At 71.1% G+C, this 17,109-nt stretch carries 10 protein-coding genes and 1 pseudogene; 5 read left to right on the forward strand and 6 right to left on the reverse strand.

All coding sequences use genetic code 11. The features are described 5' to 3' along the window. Positions 1 to 180: 180 nt before the first annotated feature. Genes AC5P09_RS10540 through AC5P09_RS10550 form a run of 3 tightly spaced genes read right to left on the reverse strand, consistent with a single transcriptional unit; the run spans position 181 to position 5,758 of the window. Complete coding sequence (locus AC5P09_RS10540) at positions 181 to 1,620, reverse strand: NAD-dependent succinate-semialdehyde dehydrogenase (protein ID WP_493873594.1); 1,440 nt, start codon at positions 1,618 to 1,620, stop codon at positions 181 to 183. Continuing rightward, positions 1,617 to 4,493, reverse strand: coding sequence for an FAD-binding and (Fe-S)-binding domain-containing protein (locus tag AC5P09_RS10545; RefSeq protein WP_493873595.1), 2,877 nt, complete (start codon positions 4,491 to 4,493; stop codon positions 1,617 to 1,619). The genes AC5P09_RS10540 and AC5P09_RS10545 overlap by 4 nt, the downstream gene beginning before the upstream one ends. Then, entirely contained in the window at positions 4,490 to 5,758 is a 1,269-nt protein-coding gene (locus tag AC5P09_RS10550; protein WP_493873596.1) for an aspartate aminotransferase family protein, read from the reverse strand. The genes AC5P09_RS10545 and AC5P09_RS10550 overlap by 4 nt, the downstream gene beginning before the upstream one ends. Positions 5,759 to 5,981: 223 nt before the next feature. Here AC5P09_RS10550 and AC5P09_RS10555 point away from each other — a divergent pair, with 223 nt between their 5' ends. Then, on the forward strand, positions 5,982 to 7,649 hold the full coding sequence (locus tag AC5P09_RS10555; protein ID WP_493873597.1) for a PucR family transcriptional regulator: 1,668 nt from the start codon (positions 5,982 to 5,984) through the stop codon (positions 7,647 to 7,649). Between the two features lie 658 nt (positions 7,650 to 8,307). Further along, positions 8,308 to 9,279 (forward strand): aldo/keto reductase, encoded by a 972-nt coding sequence (locus tag AC5P09_RS10560; protein WP_493873598.1) that lies wholly within the window; start codon positions 8,308 to 8,310, stop codon positions 9,277 to 9,279. Positions 9,280 to 9,581: 302 nt separating this feature from the next. Here AC5P09_RS10560 and AC5P09_RS10565 read toward each other — a convergent pair. Both AC5P09_RS10565 and AC5P09_RS10570 read right to left on the reverse strand, forming a co-directional pair. Continuing rightward, positions 9,582 to 10,219 (reverse strand): annotated as a pseudogene (locus AC5P09_RS10565) (response regulator). Positions 10,220 to 10,241: 22 nt separating this feature from the next. Next, a complete protein-coding gene (locus AC5P09_RS10570) occupies positions 10,242 to 10,520 on the reverse strand; it encodes an ATP-binding protein (protein WP_493873599.1) in 279 nt (92 codons plus the stop codon). 319 nt (positions 10,521 to 10,839) lie between these two features. Here AC5P09_RS10570 and AC5P09_RS10575 point away from each other — a divergent pair, with 319 nt between their 5' ends. From AC5P09_RS10575 to AC5P09_RS10585, 3 genes are all read left to right on the forward strand, one after another. Next, positions 10,840 to 12,399 carry an alpha-N-arabinofuranosidase gene (locus tag AC5P09_RS10575; RefSeq protein ID WP_493873600.1) on the forward strand — a complete coding sequence of 520 codons (1,560 nt, stop codon included), beginning with the start codon at positions 10,840 to 10,842 and terminating at the stop codon, positions 12,397 to 12,399. 164 nt (positions 12,400 to 12,563) lie between these two features. Beyond that, the gene (locus AC5P09_RS10580; RefSeq protein WP_493873601.1) at positions 12,564 to 13,889 is read left to right on the forward strand and encodes a glycoside hydrolase family 27 protein; all 1,326 of its coding nucleotides are present in this window, start codon (positions 12,564 to 12,566) and stop codon (positions 13,887 to 13,889) included. Positions 13,890 to 13,980: 91 nt separating this feature from the next. Further along, positions 13,981 to 14,988: a LacI family DNA-binding transcriptional regulator gene (locus tag AC5P09_RS10585; RefSeq protein ID WP_493873602.1), complete on the forward strand. Its 1,008-nt coding sequence runs from the start codon at positions 13,981 to 13,983 to the stop codon at positions 14,986 to 14,988. A gap of 544 nt (positions 14,989 to 15,532) precedes the next feature. On the opposite strand, the gene arfA is transcribed toward AC5P09_RS10585, so the two are convergent. Then, positions 15,533 to 17,053 (reverse strand): arabinosylfuranosidase ArfA, encoded by a 1,521-nt coding sequence (arfA, locus tag AC5P09_RS10590; RefSeq protein ID WP_493873603.1) that lies wholly within the window; start codon positions 17,051 to 17,053, stop codon positions 15,533 to 15,535. Positions 17,054 to 17,109: the final 56 nt, after the last annotated feature.

The following is a 17,109-nucleotide window of genomic DNA, read 5'->3' on the forward strand; positions in this document are numbered from 1 at the left end:
GCGCTGCACCCGGCAGCGGAGACGGCCCCACACCGGGTGGCGTCGGCCAAGGACACCGCACCTGCCGGTGCCGAGGAGGCAAGGCCGTCTGCCCCGTGCCCGGTCAGCAAAGGAGCGACCGGGCACGGGGCGGCCCGCGCGGAGCGCGATGGGGCGTATGTCAGGGCAGGACTACCGCCGTCATCGCACAGGCACCGCGAGGTACTGGTACTCCAGGAACTCGTCGATCCCGACCCGGCCGCCCTCGCGGCCGAGCCCGGACTGCTTGACGCCGCCGAAGGGCGCGGCCGGGTTGGAGACGAGGCCCGTGTTGAGGCCGACCATGCCGACCTCCAGGCGCTCACTCACCCGCAGCGCTCGGTCGAGGCCCTCGGTGAAGACGTAGCCGACCAGTCCCCAGGGGGTGTCGTTGGCCCGGCGCAGGACCTCGTCCTCGTCGTCGAAGGTGAGGATCGCCGCGACCGGGCCGAAGATCTCCGTGTCCATCAGGCGGCTCTCGGCGTCGACGTCGGCGAGCACGGTAGGCGGGTAGAAGCAGCCCGGCCCTTCGGGCGTACGGCCGCCGACGAGCACCCGGGCGCCGCGCTCCACCGCGTCGGCGACCAGCTCCTCGACCTTGGCACGGCCGGTCCTGTCGATCAGCGGGCCGACGTCGACCCCGGCCCGGGTGCCGGGACCCACCACGAGCGCGCCCATGCGTTCCGACAGGCGCCGCCCGAACTCCTCCGCCACCGACCGGTGGATGAAGAAGCGGTTGGCGGCGGTGCACGCCTCGCCCATGTTGCGCATCTTGGCGAGCATCGCGCCGTCGACAGCCTTGTCGAGGTCGGCGTCCTCGAAGACGATGAACGGCGCGTTGCCGCCCAGCTCCATCGAGGTCCGTACGACCGCTTCCGCGCTCTGGGCCAGCAGCAGTCGTCCGACGGCCGTGGAGCCGGTGAAGGAAAGCTTGCGAATCCGCCCGCCGCGCAGGAGCGGTTCGCACACCTCCCCCGCACGGGAAGTGGTGACGACGTTCAGTACGCCGTCCGGCAGCCCGGCCTCCTTGAGGATCGCGGCGAGGGCCAGGCTGGAGAGCGGGGTCTGGGGGGCCGGCTTGAGGATCATCGTGCAGCCCGCCGCGATGGCGGGGCCGATCTTGCGGGTGCCCATGGCGAGCGGGAAGTTCCACGGGGTGATCAGCAGACAGGGGCCGACCGGGCGGCGGGAGAGCAGCATGCGGTTGCGGCCGTCGGGCAGAACACCACCGCCGCCGTCGATGCGCACGGCCTCCTCGGAGAACCAGCGGAAGAACTCCGCCGCGTACGCCACCTCTCCCCGGGCCTCGGCGAGCGGCTTGCCCATCTCGGACGTCATCAGGTGGGCGAGCTCGTCGGTGCGCTCGATGATGATCTCGTAGGCGCGGCGCAGGATCTCGCTGCGGGCCCGCGGTGCCGTACGCGCCCATCCCTCCTGCGCCCGGACAGCCGCCTCCTCCGCGAGCCGGGCGTCCTTGGGGCCGGCGTCGGCGACGTGGGCGATGATCTCGCCGGTCGCGGGGTCGTCGACGGGGAGGGTGGCGCCGTCCGCGGCGTCCACCCAGGCGCCGCCGATGAACAACTGCGTGGGGGTGTCGGTCATGGTGTCTCTCCTGGTCGGTCGGCGGCGGGGTCGAGGAGTTCCGCGAGGTGCAGGGCGCGGACGTCCCGGTCTCCGGCGAGGTGGTCGATCTGGGTGGCGCAGCTGAAGCCGTCGGCCACGACGGCGGTCCGCGTGTCGTCCGGTGCCGTCTCGTCGATGCCGTCGAGGCGGGGTGTGAGGGCCAGGCCGGCGACGGCCATCGAGGTGTCGTAGTGCTGTTCCTCGAAGCCGAAGTTCCCGGCGAGTCCGCAGCAGCCCTCGGCCTCGTCGACCTTGCGGACACCGAGCCGACGCAGCAGGTCGGCGGGGCGGCGGCCCTTGAAGGTGGCGTACTCGTGGCAGTGGGTCTGCAGGACGACGTTCTCGGGCAGCGGCGGCGGGGTCCAGCCCGGTTCCGCGAGGTCGGTGAGGGCGCCGGCGAAGGTGTGGACGCGGTCCGCGACGCGCCGGGCGGCATCGGTGTCGAGGAGTTCGGGCACGTCCCGCTTCAACGCGGCGGCGCAGCTGGGCTCGGCCACGATGATGGGCCGCTCGTCGCCGTTGTCCAGGTGGGCGACCGTACGGGCCATGATGCGGCGGGCCACCGACAGCTGGCCGGTGCTCACCCAGGTCAGACCGCAGCACAGGCCGTCCTCGGCCGTGCTGCAGATACCCGCGTCGGCGAGGACGCGACTGGCGGCACCCGCCACGTGCGGGCGGAAGGCACGGGTGAAGCTGTCGACGAAGAGCAGGGCCTTCGCCGGTTCTTCCGGCTTCGCCGCGCGCAGGACCTTGCGCAGCGTGCGGCGGGAGGCGAAGGCCGGGATTCTGCGCTGCGTGGTCACGCCTCCCAGTCGGGCGAGCAGCTTGCCGACCGGCCCGCGCAGCAGCGCGTTGACCGGGCGGGCCGCGAAACCCGCGAGGGCGGAGGTCAGCGGCAGCCAGCCCAGGGAGTAGTGGGAGCGGGGGCGGAGCCTGCCCTTGTAGTGGTGGTGCAGGAACTCGGCCTTGTACGTGGCCATGTCGACGCCGACGGGGCAGTCGCTGGAGCACGCCTTGCAGGACAGGCACAGATCGAGGGCGTCCTTGACCTCGGTCGAGCGCCAGCCGTCCTTCACGGTCTCGCCGCGCACCATCTCCTGGAGCATGCGGGCCCGGCCCCGGGTGGAGTCGTTCTCCTCCCCCGTCGCCCGGTAGCTGGGACACATCACCCCGCCCGCGTCACTGCGACATCGGCCGACGCCGACACAGCGGCGGGCCGCGCCCGCGAAGCCGTCCTCGTCGTGCGGGAAGGCGAACTCCGTCGCGAGGGGCTGGATCTGGTGCAGTGCGAGGTCGGCGTCGAGCGGGGCGGGGGCGACGATGACGCCCGGGTTGAGCAGCCCTTCGGGGTCGAAGACCTTCTTGAAGGCGGCGAACGCCCGGATCATCCGGTGGCTGTACATGACCTCAAGCAGCTCACCGCGCGCCCGTCCGTCACCGTGCTCGCCGGACAGGGTTCCGCCGTGCGCGACGACCAGGGCTGCCGCCTCCTGGAGGAAGCGACGGGCCGCGTCACGGCCCTCGTCCGAAGCGAAGTCGAAGTCGATGCGTACGTGGACACAGCCGGCCCCGAAGTGCCCGTACATCACGCCGGTGAAGTCGTGGGACGCGAGCAGCTTGCGGAAGTCCCGCAGGTAGCCGGCCAGGTTCTCGGGCGCGACCGCCGAGTCCTCCCAGCCGGGCCAGGACTCCCCGCCGTCGACGAGACGGGCGGCCAGCCCGGCCCCGTCCTCGCGGACCCGCCACAGCGAGCGCCGCTCGGCCGCGCTCGCCACGACCCGGCCGCCGGTCATCCGCTCCTGGGCCTTGAGCACGTCGAGCAGCTCGGCCGCTCGGGTGTCCACCGTCGCCTGGTCGTCGCCGTCGAGTTCGACGTAGAGCCAGGCGCGTCCCTCGGGCAGTCCGGTGACCGAGTCGGGGCCGCGGCGGGCGCGCATGGTGGCGACGATCGCCTCGTCCATGCCCTCCACGGCGGTGGGGTTCCAGCGCAGGATCTCCGGGATGTCCTCGGCGGCGGCGACCACGTCGTCGTAGCCGAGGGTCAGCAGTGCCGAAGCCTGTGCGGTCGCCACCAGGCGGACCGTCGCCGCGGTGACGACCGCACAGGAGCCCTCGGTGCCCACCAGGGCGCGGGCCATGTCGAAGCCGCGCTCGGGCAGCAGGTGGTGCAGCTGGTAGCCGGACACCTGGCGCGGGATCTGGCCCAGCTCGGTGCGGATCGGCGCGAGGTCGGCGTCGATCAGGCGTCGTACGTCCGCTTCGAGGCGGGCGACGTGCTCCGCGTCGGCCGGGTCCACCGGGTGCAGCCCCGTGCGGTCGGCGACGGCCCGCACACCGTCGGCCGTCACGATCTCCAGGGCTTCGATGTGAGAGCTGGTCCGCCCGTGCCGCACCGACCGGTTGCCGCAGGCGTCGTTGCCGATCATCCCGCCGATGGTGCAGCGGCTGTGCGAGGACGGGTCGGGGCCGAAGGTGAGTCCGTGCAGCGCGGTCGCACCGCACAGCGCGTCAAGGACCACTCCGGCCTGGACCCGGGCGAGCCCGGCCGCCGGATCGATGTCCAGGATCCGGTTCATGTGCCGGGAGAAGTCCAGGACGACACCGGGCCCGACCGCGTTGCCGGCCATGCTGGTGCCGCCGCCCCGCGCGGTGACCGGAACGCCCGCCTCACGGCAGCTCCGCAGCACCGCGATCACGTCGGCGGTGGAGCGGGGGAACGCCACGGCCCGCGGCGGGATCCGGTAGTTGGAGGCGTCGTAGGCGTAGGGGCCGGTGCCCGGACCCGTCTCCACCCGCAGGCCCGGAGCGGACTCGGCCAGCCGGGCGGTCAGCCGCGCGAGGGCGTCGCTCATCGTGCCGACGCTCCTGAGGTTCCCGCCTCCACCGCGGTCGCCCACGCCTGGAGGCCCTCGTCCACCGCCGTCTCGTCGATGACCAGCGCCGGGATCATCCGTACGACCTGGTTCCAGGCCCCGCACAGCAGCAGGAGCAGTCCCTCGTCGACGGCGGCGCGCTGCACGCGGGCGGCGGTCTCGGGGTCGGGGCTGCCGTCCTCGGTGACGAACTCGGTGGCCAGCATCAGCCCGAGGCCCCGCACGTCGCCGATGCCCGGGGTCCGGTCGGCCACCGCCTCCAGACCGGTGCGCAGCCGTGCGCCCATCGCGTCGGCGTTCTCGACGAGCTTCTCGTCGCGTACGACGTCGAGGGTGGCGCAGGCCGCGGCGCAGGCGACCGCGTTGGCACCGTAGGTTCCGCCCTGCGAGCCGGGCCACGCCTTGGTCATCAGTTCCTCCGAGGCCGCGATGCCGGACAGCGGGAAGCCGCTGGCCAGGCCCTTCGCGGTGACGAGGATGTCGGGCGTGACGCCGAAGTGGTCGTGGCCCCAGAACCGGCCGGTCCGGCCCACGCCGGTCTGCACCTCGTCGAGGATCAGCAGGAAACCGTGGCGGTCCGCCCGCTCCCGCAGTCCCTGGACGAAGGCACGGGTCGCGGGGACGTAGCCGCCCTCCCCGAGCACCGGCTCGACGATGATCGCGGCAGTGTCGGCGGGCGAGGAGATCGTCTGGAGCGTGTAGTCCAGCTCCTGGAGGGCGAAGCGGGTGGCCGCCTCCTCGTCCCAGCCGTAGCGGTAGGCCGTCGGGAACGGGGTGACGACCACACCGCTCATCAGCGGGGAGAAGCCGGAGCGGAAGCGGGTGCCCGAGGTGGTCATGGAGGCGGCGGCGACCGTACGGCCGTGGAAGCCGCCGTGACAGACGATGACGTTCGGGCGGCCGGTCGCCTGGCGGGCCAGCCGCAGCGCGGACTCGACGGCCTCACTGCCGGAGTTGGCGAAGAACAGACTGTCCAGACCGGCCGGCAGCACCTCGCCGAGCTTCTCGACCAGTCGCTGCAGCGGCTGGTGCATGACCGTCGTGTACTGGCCGTGGACCAGCGTGCCCACCTGCTCCTGCGCCGCCGCCACGACCTTGGGGTGGCAGTGCCCGGTGCTGGTGACACCGATACCGGCGGTGAAGTCGAGGTAGCGGCGGCCGTCCTCGTCGAAGAGGTGGACGCCCTCGCCCCGCACCGCCGTCACGGGCGTGGCCTGGCGAAGGTGCGGCGACAGTGCGGTCATGTTCGTCTCCCGGCGTGGGTCGTCGGACTCTTGCGGTCCATCGAGCATCTCCGGAGCCCCTCCCGGAGCCAACGCGCGATCTGTCTGGTGGGGGCACAATGTTCGGACGTTGTGTCAAACGTGAGGTGGGAAGGCGGCTCGTAGCCCCGTCCGACCGAAGCGGAACATCTCTTGCGCAGGTCAGCGATGCTTGTCACAGTGGCCGGGCACTCAGGGAGACACCGTGAACGACAATCCCTCGACGGCCCGGCCGCCGGACACGGGCGACCGGGCCGGCGGTCCGCCCGGCCGTGTCCTCACCGTCGCGGACGTTCTGGCGCTGCCCGTCCTGGCCTCCGGACAGCCCCAGGTCGTCACCGGCGTGCCCCTCCTCGACCGTCCTGTGCGCTGGGTCCACATCACCGAGCTGACCGACCCCGCCTCCTTTCTCAAGGGCGGCGAACTCGTCCTGACCACCGGCATGCCGCTGCCCGACGACGCCGCGGGGGTGCGCCGCTACGTCGACGAACTCGCCGACGTGGACGCGGCGGCCCTGGTCATCGAACTCGTACGGCGTTACCACCGCCCGCCCGACGCCCTCGTCCACGCCTGTCGCGCCCGCGGTCTGCCCCTGATCACCCTGGCCAAGGACGTCAACTTCCTGGAGGTCACCCAGGTCGTGCACGCCCTCATCCTCGGCAACCAGGCCGAGGCGATGCGCCGCACCCAGCGCGTCCACGAGGCGTTCACCACCCTGACGCTGCGCGGCGCCGGGCCGGAGGACGTCATGCGCGCGGCGGCCGAGATGAGCGGCCACACGGTCGTCCTGGAGAACCTCGTCCATCAGGCACTGATCTGCGAACCCTCCGGCACCACCCTGGAGGAGGCACTCACCGGCTGGGAAGAGCGCTCCAGGGCCACTCCGCCCGGCCACCGCAGGAGTCGACTCGGCCCGGAAGGCTGGCTCACCGCACCGGTCGAATACCAGGGCGAACGCTGGGGCCGCGTGGCCATGCTGCCCGCCCCCACCACGGACACGTCCTCCGAGCGGGCCTTCGATCCGGAGCACGTGACGGTCCTGGAGAGAACGGCGATGGCCCTGACCGTCGCCCGCCTCATCCACCCCGTCCCCTGGGAACGCACCGCGCACCGCAACGCCCTGCGCGATCTCGTCGAGCAGCGCCACCGCTCCCGCGAAGACGCCCATGCCCGCCTGGCCGCACTGGGCCTGCCCACCGTGAACAGCCGCTTCCTCACCGTCCTGGTCGACCTTCCCGCGAAGGACTCCCCAGCGAACGCGGAGACCCGCCTGTCCCAGGTCCTCCACACGACGGGAATCCCGGCACTCATCGGCGAACTCACCCCCGGCCGCCTGGGGGTACTGCTCGCGCTGAGCCCGACGCATCCCTGGCAGCCCGCGGTCGAACGGCTGAGCCGCGCCGCGCTCGACTTTTCCCCGCAGGCCGTGGTGAGCGTCGGCTCCGAGGTCGACGACCTCACTGCCGCCCCCCGTTCCTTCCACCAGGCAACCCGTGTGGCCGAGGCCACCCCGCCCGGCCAGCCTCTCCCCCAGGGCCGCTCCTTCCACGAGCTCGCCGACGTCGACCTGCGCCGCCTGCTGTACGCGCTCCGCGCGGACACCCGGATCCAGGACTACGCCGAACACCGACTCGGCCGGCTTCTTGACCACGACACCCGACAGGGCACCGACCTGTTGACGACCCTGCGCCACTACCTCGACGCCGCCGGCAACAAGACCAGCGCCGCCCGCCGCGGCGGCCTGTCCCGTGAGACGTTCTACCAACGCCTGCGCACGATCGAGCGCCTGCTGGACTGTGACCTCGAATCCGGCGAACAGCGCACCGAACTGCATGTGGCCCTCACGGCTCTCGACATGCTGCGAGCCCGCTGACGGCTCCGAGAGACCTCGGCACCTTCAGCGCCGGCTGTCGACGCAATCGACGGCTCACATCCCGCTGGGCGGCGACACCACGGGCGCGAACATGCCGAATCGTGTCGGAGTGCACGGGACACAGGCGGGGCACCGGGGGTCCAGGACCGGGTGGGCGGTGCGCAGTCCGTGCCGGATGAAGCGAACCACATCGAGCCGCCTCCGCCCCGAGTTGCTCGGCCGCCGCTGAAACTTCCGCCGTACGCTCCTGCAACGGCACCCTTCCGACCAGTTCCCGCTTCCAAGGTTCGGACATCCGTCACACACTCGGTAGCGTGGAGACCGTGACTGAAGGTGAAGTCGGAAACCGAGGGCCTCACGCCCGAGAGACGGCGACGAGCTCAATCTCTCGGTCAACACCGTGCATTCCTGTCTGCGAGAGATGATGCACGAGCTCGCCGCCCGCAACCGGGCCCAACTGATCGCCAACGCCCGCACTCACGGCCTGTTGTGAGGTGTACGTCGGTGCGGAGGTCCTGCGTGGGGTTCGAAAGTTTCAGTGCCCGTGCGAGGTGGTGGCCGGTCACCCGCCGTCTGTACCGTTGACCAGGCAAGTCGTGGTGCCTCAAAGCCCACGGAAACCGGACCTGGCACGGTTCTAAGAGGGGTCGGACATCACATGCGTTTTCGGGAACTCGGCCGCACTGGGCTCACCGTGTCAGAGATCGGCTACGGGGCCTGGGGGCTGGGCCAGGGGGCCTGGGTCGGTGCCGACGACGACTCCGGCGTGCGTGCCCTGCGCCGCGCCATCGACCTGGGCGTCACCTTCATCGACACCGCCAGAGCTTATGACCGCAGTGAGAGCATCGTCGGCCGTGCGCTCAAGGAGCTCCCCGGCGGGGGTGACGGCGTGCACGTGGCGACGAAGGTCGGGCCGAAGGTGCACGTCTCCCTGTCGCCCAGCGGGCTCCACCCCGACGAGGCGTTCCCCGGCTCGCACCTGCGCGAGAGCCTGGAGACCAGCCTGCGCGAACTGGGCCGCGACCACGTCGACCTCCTCCAACTGCACACCTGGGAAGACGAGTGGACCGGCCGCGGCGACTGGCTGGAGACGGTGGACGCCCTCAAGCAGGAGGGCAAGATCAGGTCCTTCGGGATCTCCGTCAAGGACCATCAGCCCGAGAACGTGCTCGCAGTGCTGCGGACCGGCGTCCTGGACACGGTCCAGGTCATCTACAACGTCTTCGAACAGGCCCCGTCCGACGCCCTGCTGCCGGCCTGCGCGGAGCACGGCGTCGGTGTGATCGTCCGGGTCGCACTCGACGAAGGCTCCCTCACCGGCTCGATCCGGAGGGGCGTCACCTTCCCGGAGGGCGACTGGCGCAACTGGTACTTCAGGGACGACCGGCCCGACCAGGTCGAGAAGCGCGTGGACGCGATCCTCGCCGACCTGGGGATCGATGTCGAGGAACTCCCGTCCACCGCCCTGCGCTTCGCCCTCGCCGGGCAGGCGGTCTCCACCGTCATCGTCGGGATGCGCTCACTGCGGAACGTGGAACGCAACGCGGTGATCGCCGACGCACCGCCGCTGACCGCCGGGGAGCTCACGCTGCTGGCCAGGCACCGCTGGTCGAAGAACTTCTACAGCTGATCCCTTCCCCCGCCCTCGGCTGTAGCCCAGGCCGTTCACGAGAACGAGGATGCGTCGTCCTGGGCGGCCAGGGACGGCACCCACACTCTGGCACACACGCTCGCCGTCGGGGACGGCCGGAGATGTCAGGAGGTTCCGCTCCGGGTGCGGCCGCCGCTTCTGTACTCCCCTCCCGCGGTGTTCCGCCCGCCATGGATGCGAACCCGTGGGGAGCAAGTCTCGCGGCCCGTATGAAGGGCGCAGGGGCCTTCGGAGTGGTTGCGGTGAGCGGCACACCGTGGAGACACCGAAGCGTCAGGGAGTCAGAGTTCGATCAGCCCGCGGCGGGCGGCTTCGGAGACCGTACTCGCCCTGTTCTCGGTTCCGAGCTTCCGGTGGATGCGTACGAGGCGGGTCTTGATCGTCGCCTCGCTGAGGGACAGCGCGGCGGCGACTTTCCGGTTGCTGTGTCCTTGGGCGAGCAGTCGTATGACCTCGGTCTCCCGCTCACTCACCGCCGCCTCCGGCTCGCAGACGTGTCCGACCAACCGCTCGGCAGCCTCAGGGGCGAGAACGTGCCTCCGGTGGCCGCGGCACGCACGGCCCGGAACAGTTCCTCGGGCGGGCCCGCCTTGAGGATGTAGCCGCAGGCACCGGCCTCCATCGCCCGCACGACGTCGCCCTGGGCCCGGTAGCTCGTGAGCACGACGACCCGTACGCCGGGGACCGCTGCGATGATCCGCCGGGTCGCCTCGATGCCGTCCTCCCCTTCGCCTGTCCCTGCCCCGTCGGTCAGTCGGAGGTCCATCAGCACCACGTCGGGCCGGAGCCGCCCGGCGAGGCGCACAGCCTCCTGCCCGTCGCCGGTCTCGCCGACGACGGCGAAGCCCGGCTCGCCGTCGAGGAGGGCGAGCAGTCCCGCGCGGACGACGGCGTGGTCGTCCACGATCAGGATCCGGATCGTCGCGGGGGGGGTGGCTCGTTCATCGCGTGCTCGCTGTGACGGAGGCTTCCACGGGCAGAGTGGCCAGCACCCGGGTGCCACGTCCGGGCGCGCTGTCGACGGTCATCGTGCCGCCGCACGCGGCGAGCCGCTCCCGGCCCGCGATCAGTCCGTAACCGCGCCCGTCGCCGGCGTCGCCCCCATTCAGTGACGCGACGTCGAAACCCACGCCGTTGTCCCACACCTCCAACATGACCGCGCAGGCGTCTCGGCGGTCGAGCGTGACCCACACGTGGCCAACGCGTGTGCGTGCTCGCACGCGTTGGCCAGCATGCCCTGGGCCACGCGCAGCAGCTCCGCGGCCCGGTCCGGGGGCACACCGCGGGATTCGCCCAGTGTGCCGAAGGCGACCCGTGGCATTCGTGGGTGGCCACGCCGAGATGGTGCAACGTGCGCGATTGGGCGCCCTGCGCCCAGCCCAGCGGTCACGCCCGTGGAGTTGCGCAGGCCCTGCCCGCCTGCTCGTCGTCACCCGGACTTGCCCGCATGCCGAACAGGCAGCGCACCGGCTCTTGACACAGCCGCAAGGCCATGCAAGTTTTTTTATCGATACAAACATCCCACACCGGAGTACGCCCGTGCCCACTGCCTCCGCCTCCCCCACCGCCACCACCGCCACCGCCACCGCCACCGCGGTCATCAACCTCGACATCGAGGGCCCGAGGATCAGCCGCCACCTCTACGGTCATTTCGCCGAGCACCTCGGCCGCTGCATCTACGGCGGCTTCTGGGTGGGAGAGGACTCGTCGATCCCCAACGAGGGCGGTATCCGCCTCGACGTCGTGCAGGCCCTGCATGCGCTGAACATCCCCAACCTGCGCTGGCCCGGCGGCTGTTTCGCCGACGAGTACCACTGGAAGGACGGCATCGGTCTCAGGGACCAGCGGCCCCGGATGGTCAACACCCACTGGGGCAACGTCGAGGAGAACAACCACTTCGGCACCCACGAGTTCATGGCCCTGTGTGAACTGCTCGGCGCCGAGCCGTACATCAGCGGCAACATGGGCAGCGGCACCGTCCAGGAGATGAGCGAGTGGGTCGAGTACCTCACCCGGGACGGCGACAGCCCCATGGTGCGGCTGCGCAAGGCCAACGGCCGGGACGAGCCCTGGCGCGTGAAGTTCTGGGGCATCGGAAACGAGACGTGGGGCTGCGGCGGCAACATGCGCGCCGAGTACTCCGCCGACCTGTCCCGGCAGTACGCCACGTACTGCCGCGACCACGGCGACAACAAGCTCTACCGCATCGCCTCGGGCGCGTCCGACGCGGACTACAAGTGGACCGAGACGCTGATGCAGCAGATCAGCTGTTTCGGCTGCGAGGCCACGCCGAAGAACTTCTTCCAGGGCCTGTCCGTCCACTACTACACGATGGCCGGTCCCTGGGAGGCGAAGGGCAGCGCCACCGCCTTCGACACCGACGACTACTACCGCACGATGGTCTCGGCCCAGAAGATCGACCGTATCCTCACGGGCCACTCCGCCGTCATGGACTGCTACGACCCCGGCCGGAAGGTCGGCCTCGTCCTCGACGAGTGGGGCACCTGGTGGGACGTCGAACCGGGCACCAACCCCGGCTTCCTGTTCCAGCAGAACACGCTGCGCGACGCACTGGTGGCGAGCACGCACTTCGACATCTTCCACCGGCACGCCGAGCGCCTGTACATGGCCAACATCGCCCAGACCGTCAACGTCCTGCAGGCGATGGTCCTCACCGACGGCGACGCGCTGGTGCTGACCCCGACCTATCACGTGTTCGAGATGAACAAGGGCCACCAGGACGCCACCGCGCTCGACGTCCACCTGCGTACGGACAACGCCCGGCGCCGCGTCGGGGACGCCGAACTGGACACCCTCTCCGCCTCGGCCAGCGTCAAGGACGGGACGGTCCTCGTCTCGTTGTCCAACCTGGACGCGGAGGAACCCGTCGAGGTGACGCTCGACCTGCGCGGCGGGTCCATCGGGGAACCGACCGCCCGGCTGCTGACGGCCGACAGGCTCCAGGCCCACAACACCCCGGACGCGTCCGCAGCGGTAGCCCCGCAGCCCTTCAGTGCGCTGAAGGTCACCGACCAGGGTCTGGTCCTGACGCTGCCGCCGCACTCCTTCCTCACCGTTCAGGCCCCACTCGAGGTCTGACGGAGACGACGACACGGTCCCGGCCGTCCGAGACAGCGCAGCCGATGACGTGATCTTCGACCCCGCCCCGGATGCCTCCGCCGAAGACCGGCTGAACAGGCCCTTTGCGTCAACCCGCCCCGCTCCTTCACCGCCCTGCGCACCCGAACAGGAAGCGATCAGCCATGGCACGACCCGCCCGTCCGATCCCCGAACGCCGTCTGCGTCCTCCGATGGGCTGGAACAGCTGGGACTGCTTCGGGACGACCGTCACCGAGGACGAGGTCCTCGCCAACGCGGTCTTCATGAGTGGCCACATGCTGGCCCACGGGTGGGACACCGTCGTGGTGGACATCCAGTGGTACGAGCCCACGGCCCGCGCCCACGGCTACAACGCGGACGCCCCGCTGGTCCTCGACGGCCACGGCCGCCAACTACCGGCGCCGAACCGGTTCCCCTCAGCCGCGGAGGGCGCGGGATTCGGGCCGCTGGCCGAGCGCGTGCACCGACTCGGCCTGCGGTTCGGCCTGCACATCATGCGCGGCATCCCGCGCCGGGCCGTCGAGGCCCGCCTGCCCGTGATGGGTACGGACTTCACCGCCGACGAGGTCGCCGACACCAGCTCCGTCTGCCCCTGGAACTCCGACAACTACGGCCTGAACCACGACCACCCGGGCGCGCAGGCGTACTACGACTCCCAGGTCGCCCAGTTCGCCCGGTGGGGCGTCGACTTCATCAAGGCCGACGACATGCTCTTCCCCTACCACGAGCGGGAGATCTCCGCCTACGCCCGGGCCATCGCCCGCACCGGCCGGCCCATCGAGCTGAGCCTCTCCCCCGGCACCGACGTCTCCCTCGCCCACCTCGACCACCTGCGGGAGAACGCCACCATGTGGCGCGTGTGCGACGACCTGTGGGACCGGTGGGAGGACATCGAGGCCCAGTTCGCGCGCATGGCCCGCTGGGCACCGTGGCAGGGGACAGTGCCGATGAGCGGCTCCGCCGCGGGCGGCTGGGCGGACGCGGACATGCTGCCCCTCGGCCACATCGGCATCCGGGCCGAGCGGGGCGACGACCGGCTCTGCGCCCTCACCCACCCCGAGCAGGTCAGCCTGCTGACGCTGTGGCTGATCTCCCGCTCCCCGCTGATGATGGGCGGCGACCTGCCCACCAGCCCGCCGGAGACGATCGCACTGCTCACCAACGACGAAGCGCTCGCCGTCCTGTGGCACAGCACGGGCAACCGGGAAGTCCTCCGAGAGCGGGACCTCGTCCTGTGGACCGCCGGCGACACCGACGGCCGCACCCGCTACGCCGCCGTGTTCTCCTTGTCCGGCACCCCTGAGCGCGTCACCGTCCCGCTCGGATCCGTCGGCGCCCGCTCCGCCGACCACGTCCGGGAACTGTGGACCCGTACCAACATCCCGCACGACGGCCACCACCTGAGCGTCGACCTCCCCGCCCACGGCGCGGGCCTCTACCGCCTCACCCCGCCCGGCACCACCGGCTGAGCAGCGCGGGGGCCCTGCCTGTCACGAGGGAGGCAGGGCTGAGGTGTAATGGGTCACGGGTGGCGGACCCCACCGCAGACCGGGGGTGAACGTGGCGACGATCCAGGACGTGGCGAAGGCCGCCGGGGTTTCGGCGATGACCGTCTCCAACGTCATCAACGATCACCCGAACGTGCGCAGGGCGACGCGGGAGAAGGTCCTCGAAGCCATGGCCCGGCTCGACTACCGCGTCAACGTGGCCGCCCGCAATCTGCGCAAGGGACGGACCGGCACCATCGGTCTCGCCGTCCCCGAGGTGAACAGCCCGTACTACGGCCAGCTGGCCACCGCCATCATCACCGCGGCCAAGCGGCACGGCCTGAGGGTGAGCATCGAGCAGACCGGTGCGCTGCGCGAGAACGAGCTGGACGCGCTGTCCCTGTCGCGCAACCGGCTGTACGACGGACTCCTCCTCAGCACCGTGGGCATGGGGCCCGCCGACGTCGAGTGGCTCAAGGTGGACTACCCGGTGGTCATCCTGGGCGAGCGGATCTTCGGCGGTCCCGTGGACCACATCGCCATGCCCAATGTCGACGCGTCGCGAGCGGCCACTCGCCACCTGATCGAACAGGGCTGTCGGCGCATCGCGATCGTGTGCGGGGCGGTGGGCGAGGAAGTGGACGTGTCCAGCCTGCGTCACACCGGATACCGGCAGGCACTGGAGGGTGCCGGTCTGCCCGTGGATCCCGGTCTGACGCAGAACGTGGAGACGCTCACCCTGCGCGCGGGTGCGCGGCGCGCCCGGGAGATGGTGGAGAGCGGGCTCGACTTCGACGGCGTGTTCTGCGTGACGGACACCGTGGCGACGGGTGTACTGCGCGGCCTGGCCGACGTCGGCGTGCGGGTCCCGGAACAGGTCAAGGTGATCGGTTTCGACAACGTCGAGGAGAGCGAGTTCCTCGTCCCCTCACTGTCCACCGTCGATCCGGATCACGGCACGATGGCCGAACGGGCGGTCGCCCTCCTCGCCCGACGGATCGAACAGATTGAGCCCCCCGCGGACCGGGAGGAATTCGTCAGCCAGTTCTCCCTGGTGGTACGGGAGTCGACAGGCGGCTGACCGTACGGCGGGCCGGTTGTCCGGCGGGGCAGTCCATCGGACAGTCGAAGAGCGTCTCGCCGTCGGCGCGCCGGGCCATCAGGGACAGCCGCCACGCCCCGGTCCGCCGTGGACGCCGCCATGGTCGGCTCCGGCCCACCGACTCGCGCCCCCGAACTCCGCCGTCCACCCGCGCCGTACCAGTGCCCGCCCTGCCCGCAGCACGGCCGGGCCTGTCCCAGGAGTGCCGGGACCGGCCGCCGCGCAGACCGAGGCCGGAGTGGTCCTCGGCGAGGTCACCGGCCCCGCATCATGATCACCCAGGCCGACTACGCGTTCACCGGTGATGTCATGGCGCCGGCCGGCCGTGGCTCGGTCGGGGGCACGATCACGGAGGACGACCCAGTACGGTTGCCGGACCAGGTGCGGCCGAGCCCGGTCGCCGTTGCCTCCGCCAACGGCAAGGGGCGCACCCGGGCATTGCCACCACCTCGGTGGTCTTCCCGGGGCGCTCCGAGCCGGGCCGTGATCGTGTTCCCTGCGGGGAGGCCCTGCCCACGAGCGGTCAGGCACGCACCAGACGGATCATGTTCCAGGACATGGGTTCCAGTTCTGCGCGCAGGACTCCGCCGGTGAGGCTCGTGCCGGTCGCGGCGTGCGGGGTGACGCGGTCGGGCTGGTCCGCGGTGTTGGTGGCCTCCGGGTCGCCGTCACTCAGGACCAAGTGCTCCGCCAGCGTGTGGGCGTCGATGCCGCGCAGGTCGATCTCCAGCGGCAGGGCGTCGGTCTGGCTGCGGTTGACGGCGAAGACGGTGACGTCGCCGGTCTCGTCGTCCCTCACGGCGGTGGCGTGCAGCAGCGGCACCTCGCCGAACTTGGCGGTCGTGTACGTGGGGCTGTCCACCTCGACGCGCAGGACCCGGCCGCGGCCGTACCGGGAGGCCTGGGCGAAGGGGAAGAACGTGGTCTGGCGCCAGGCGGGGCCGCCCGGCTCGGTCATGATCGGCGCGATGACGTTGACGAGCTGGGCGAGCGAGGCGGAGGTGACCCGGTCGGCGTGCCGCAGCAGGGCGATGAGCATCGAGCCGAAGACCACGGCGTCGGTGACCGAGTAGTTGTCCTCCAGCAGCCGGGGAGCCTTGTCCCAGTCCGGCGGGGTGGCGGCCTCGCTGCGGCGGATGTACCAGACGTTCCACTCGTCGAAGGAGAGGTTGATCCGCTTCGTCGCCTTCAGCCGTGCGCGGACGTGGTCGCAGGTGGCGACGACCGACTCGATGAAGTGCTCCATGTCGACGGCACAGGCCAGGAAGGAGTCGCGGTCACCGTCGATCTCCTCGTAGTAGGCGTGCAGCGAGACGTAGTCGACCTGGTCGTAGGCGGCCTCCAGGACGGTCGCCTCCCAGGCGGCGAAGGTCTCTATGCCCGAGCCCGAACTGCCGCAGGCGACCAGCTCCAGGCCGGGATCGATCATCCGCATGGCGCGGGCGGTCTCGGCGGCGAGCCGCCCGTACTCCTCGGCCGTCTTGTGACCGATCTGCCAGGGGCCGTCCATCTCGTTGCCCAGGCACCACATCTTGATGCCGTACGGCTCCTTGTCGCCGTGGGCGATACGGCGGTCGGACAGCTCGGTTCCGCCCGGGTGGTTGCTGTACTCCAGCAGCTGCAGTGCCTCCGGCACCCCGCGGGTGCCGAGGTTGACGGCCATCATGGGTTCCACGTCGGTCTTGGCGCAGAAGTCCATGAACTCGCCGAGGCCGAACTCGTTGGTCTCGGTGGACCGCCAGGCCAGGTCCAGCCGGACCGGCCGCTCCTCGCGCGGTCCGACGCTGTCCTCCCAGCGGTAGCCGGACACGAAGTTGCCGCCCGGGTAGCGCACGGTGGTGATGCCCAGCTCGCGGACCAGGTCCAGGACGTCCTGGCGCAGGCCGGCGGCGTCGGCCGCCGGGTGGCCGGGCTCGTAGAGGCCGGTGTAGACGCAGCGGCCCATGTGCTCGACGAACGACCCGTACAGGCGCGGGGCGACGGGGCCGACGCCGAAGGCCGAGTCGAGGGTGAAGCGGGCGGGGGTGGTGTCGGGGTGGGACATGACTGCCTTTCAGAGCGTATGACGAGGGGGTGGACGGGGCGCGGGACAGACGGGGA

Source organism: Streptomyces sp. a15, from assembly GCF_059026085.1.

Bases quoted from the DNA above. Each gene is read 5' to 3' on its own strand.
- AC5P09_RS10550 (WP_493873596.1), bottom strand. From the start codon at position 5,758: ATGACCGCACTGTCGCCGCACCTTCGCCAGGCCACGCCCGTGACGGCG.
- AC5P09_RS10540 (WP_493873594.1), bottom strand. From the start codon at position 1,620: ATGACCGACACCCCCACGCAGTTGTTCATCGGCGGCGCCTGGGTGGAC.
- AC5P09_RS10545 (WP_493873595.1), bottom strand. From the start codon at position 4,493: ATGAGCGACGCCCTCGCGCGGCTGACCGCCCGGCTGGCCGAGTCCGCT.
- arfA (WP_493873603.1), bottom strand. From the start codon at position 17,053: ATGTCCCACCCCGACACCACCCCCGCCCGCTTCACCCTCGACTCGGCC.
- AC5P09_RS10560 (WP_493873598.1), top strand. From the start codon at position 8,308: ATGCGTTTTCGGGAACTCGGCCGCACTGGGCTCACCGTGTCAGAGATC.
- AC5P09_RS10580 (WP_493873601.1), top strand. From the start codon at position 12,564: ATGGCACGACCCGCCCGTCCGATCCCCGAACGCCGTCTGCGTCCTCCG.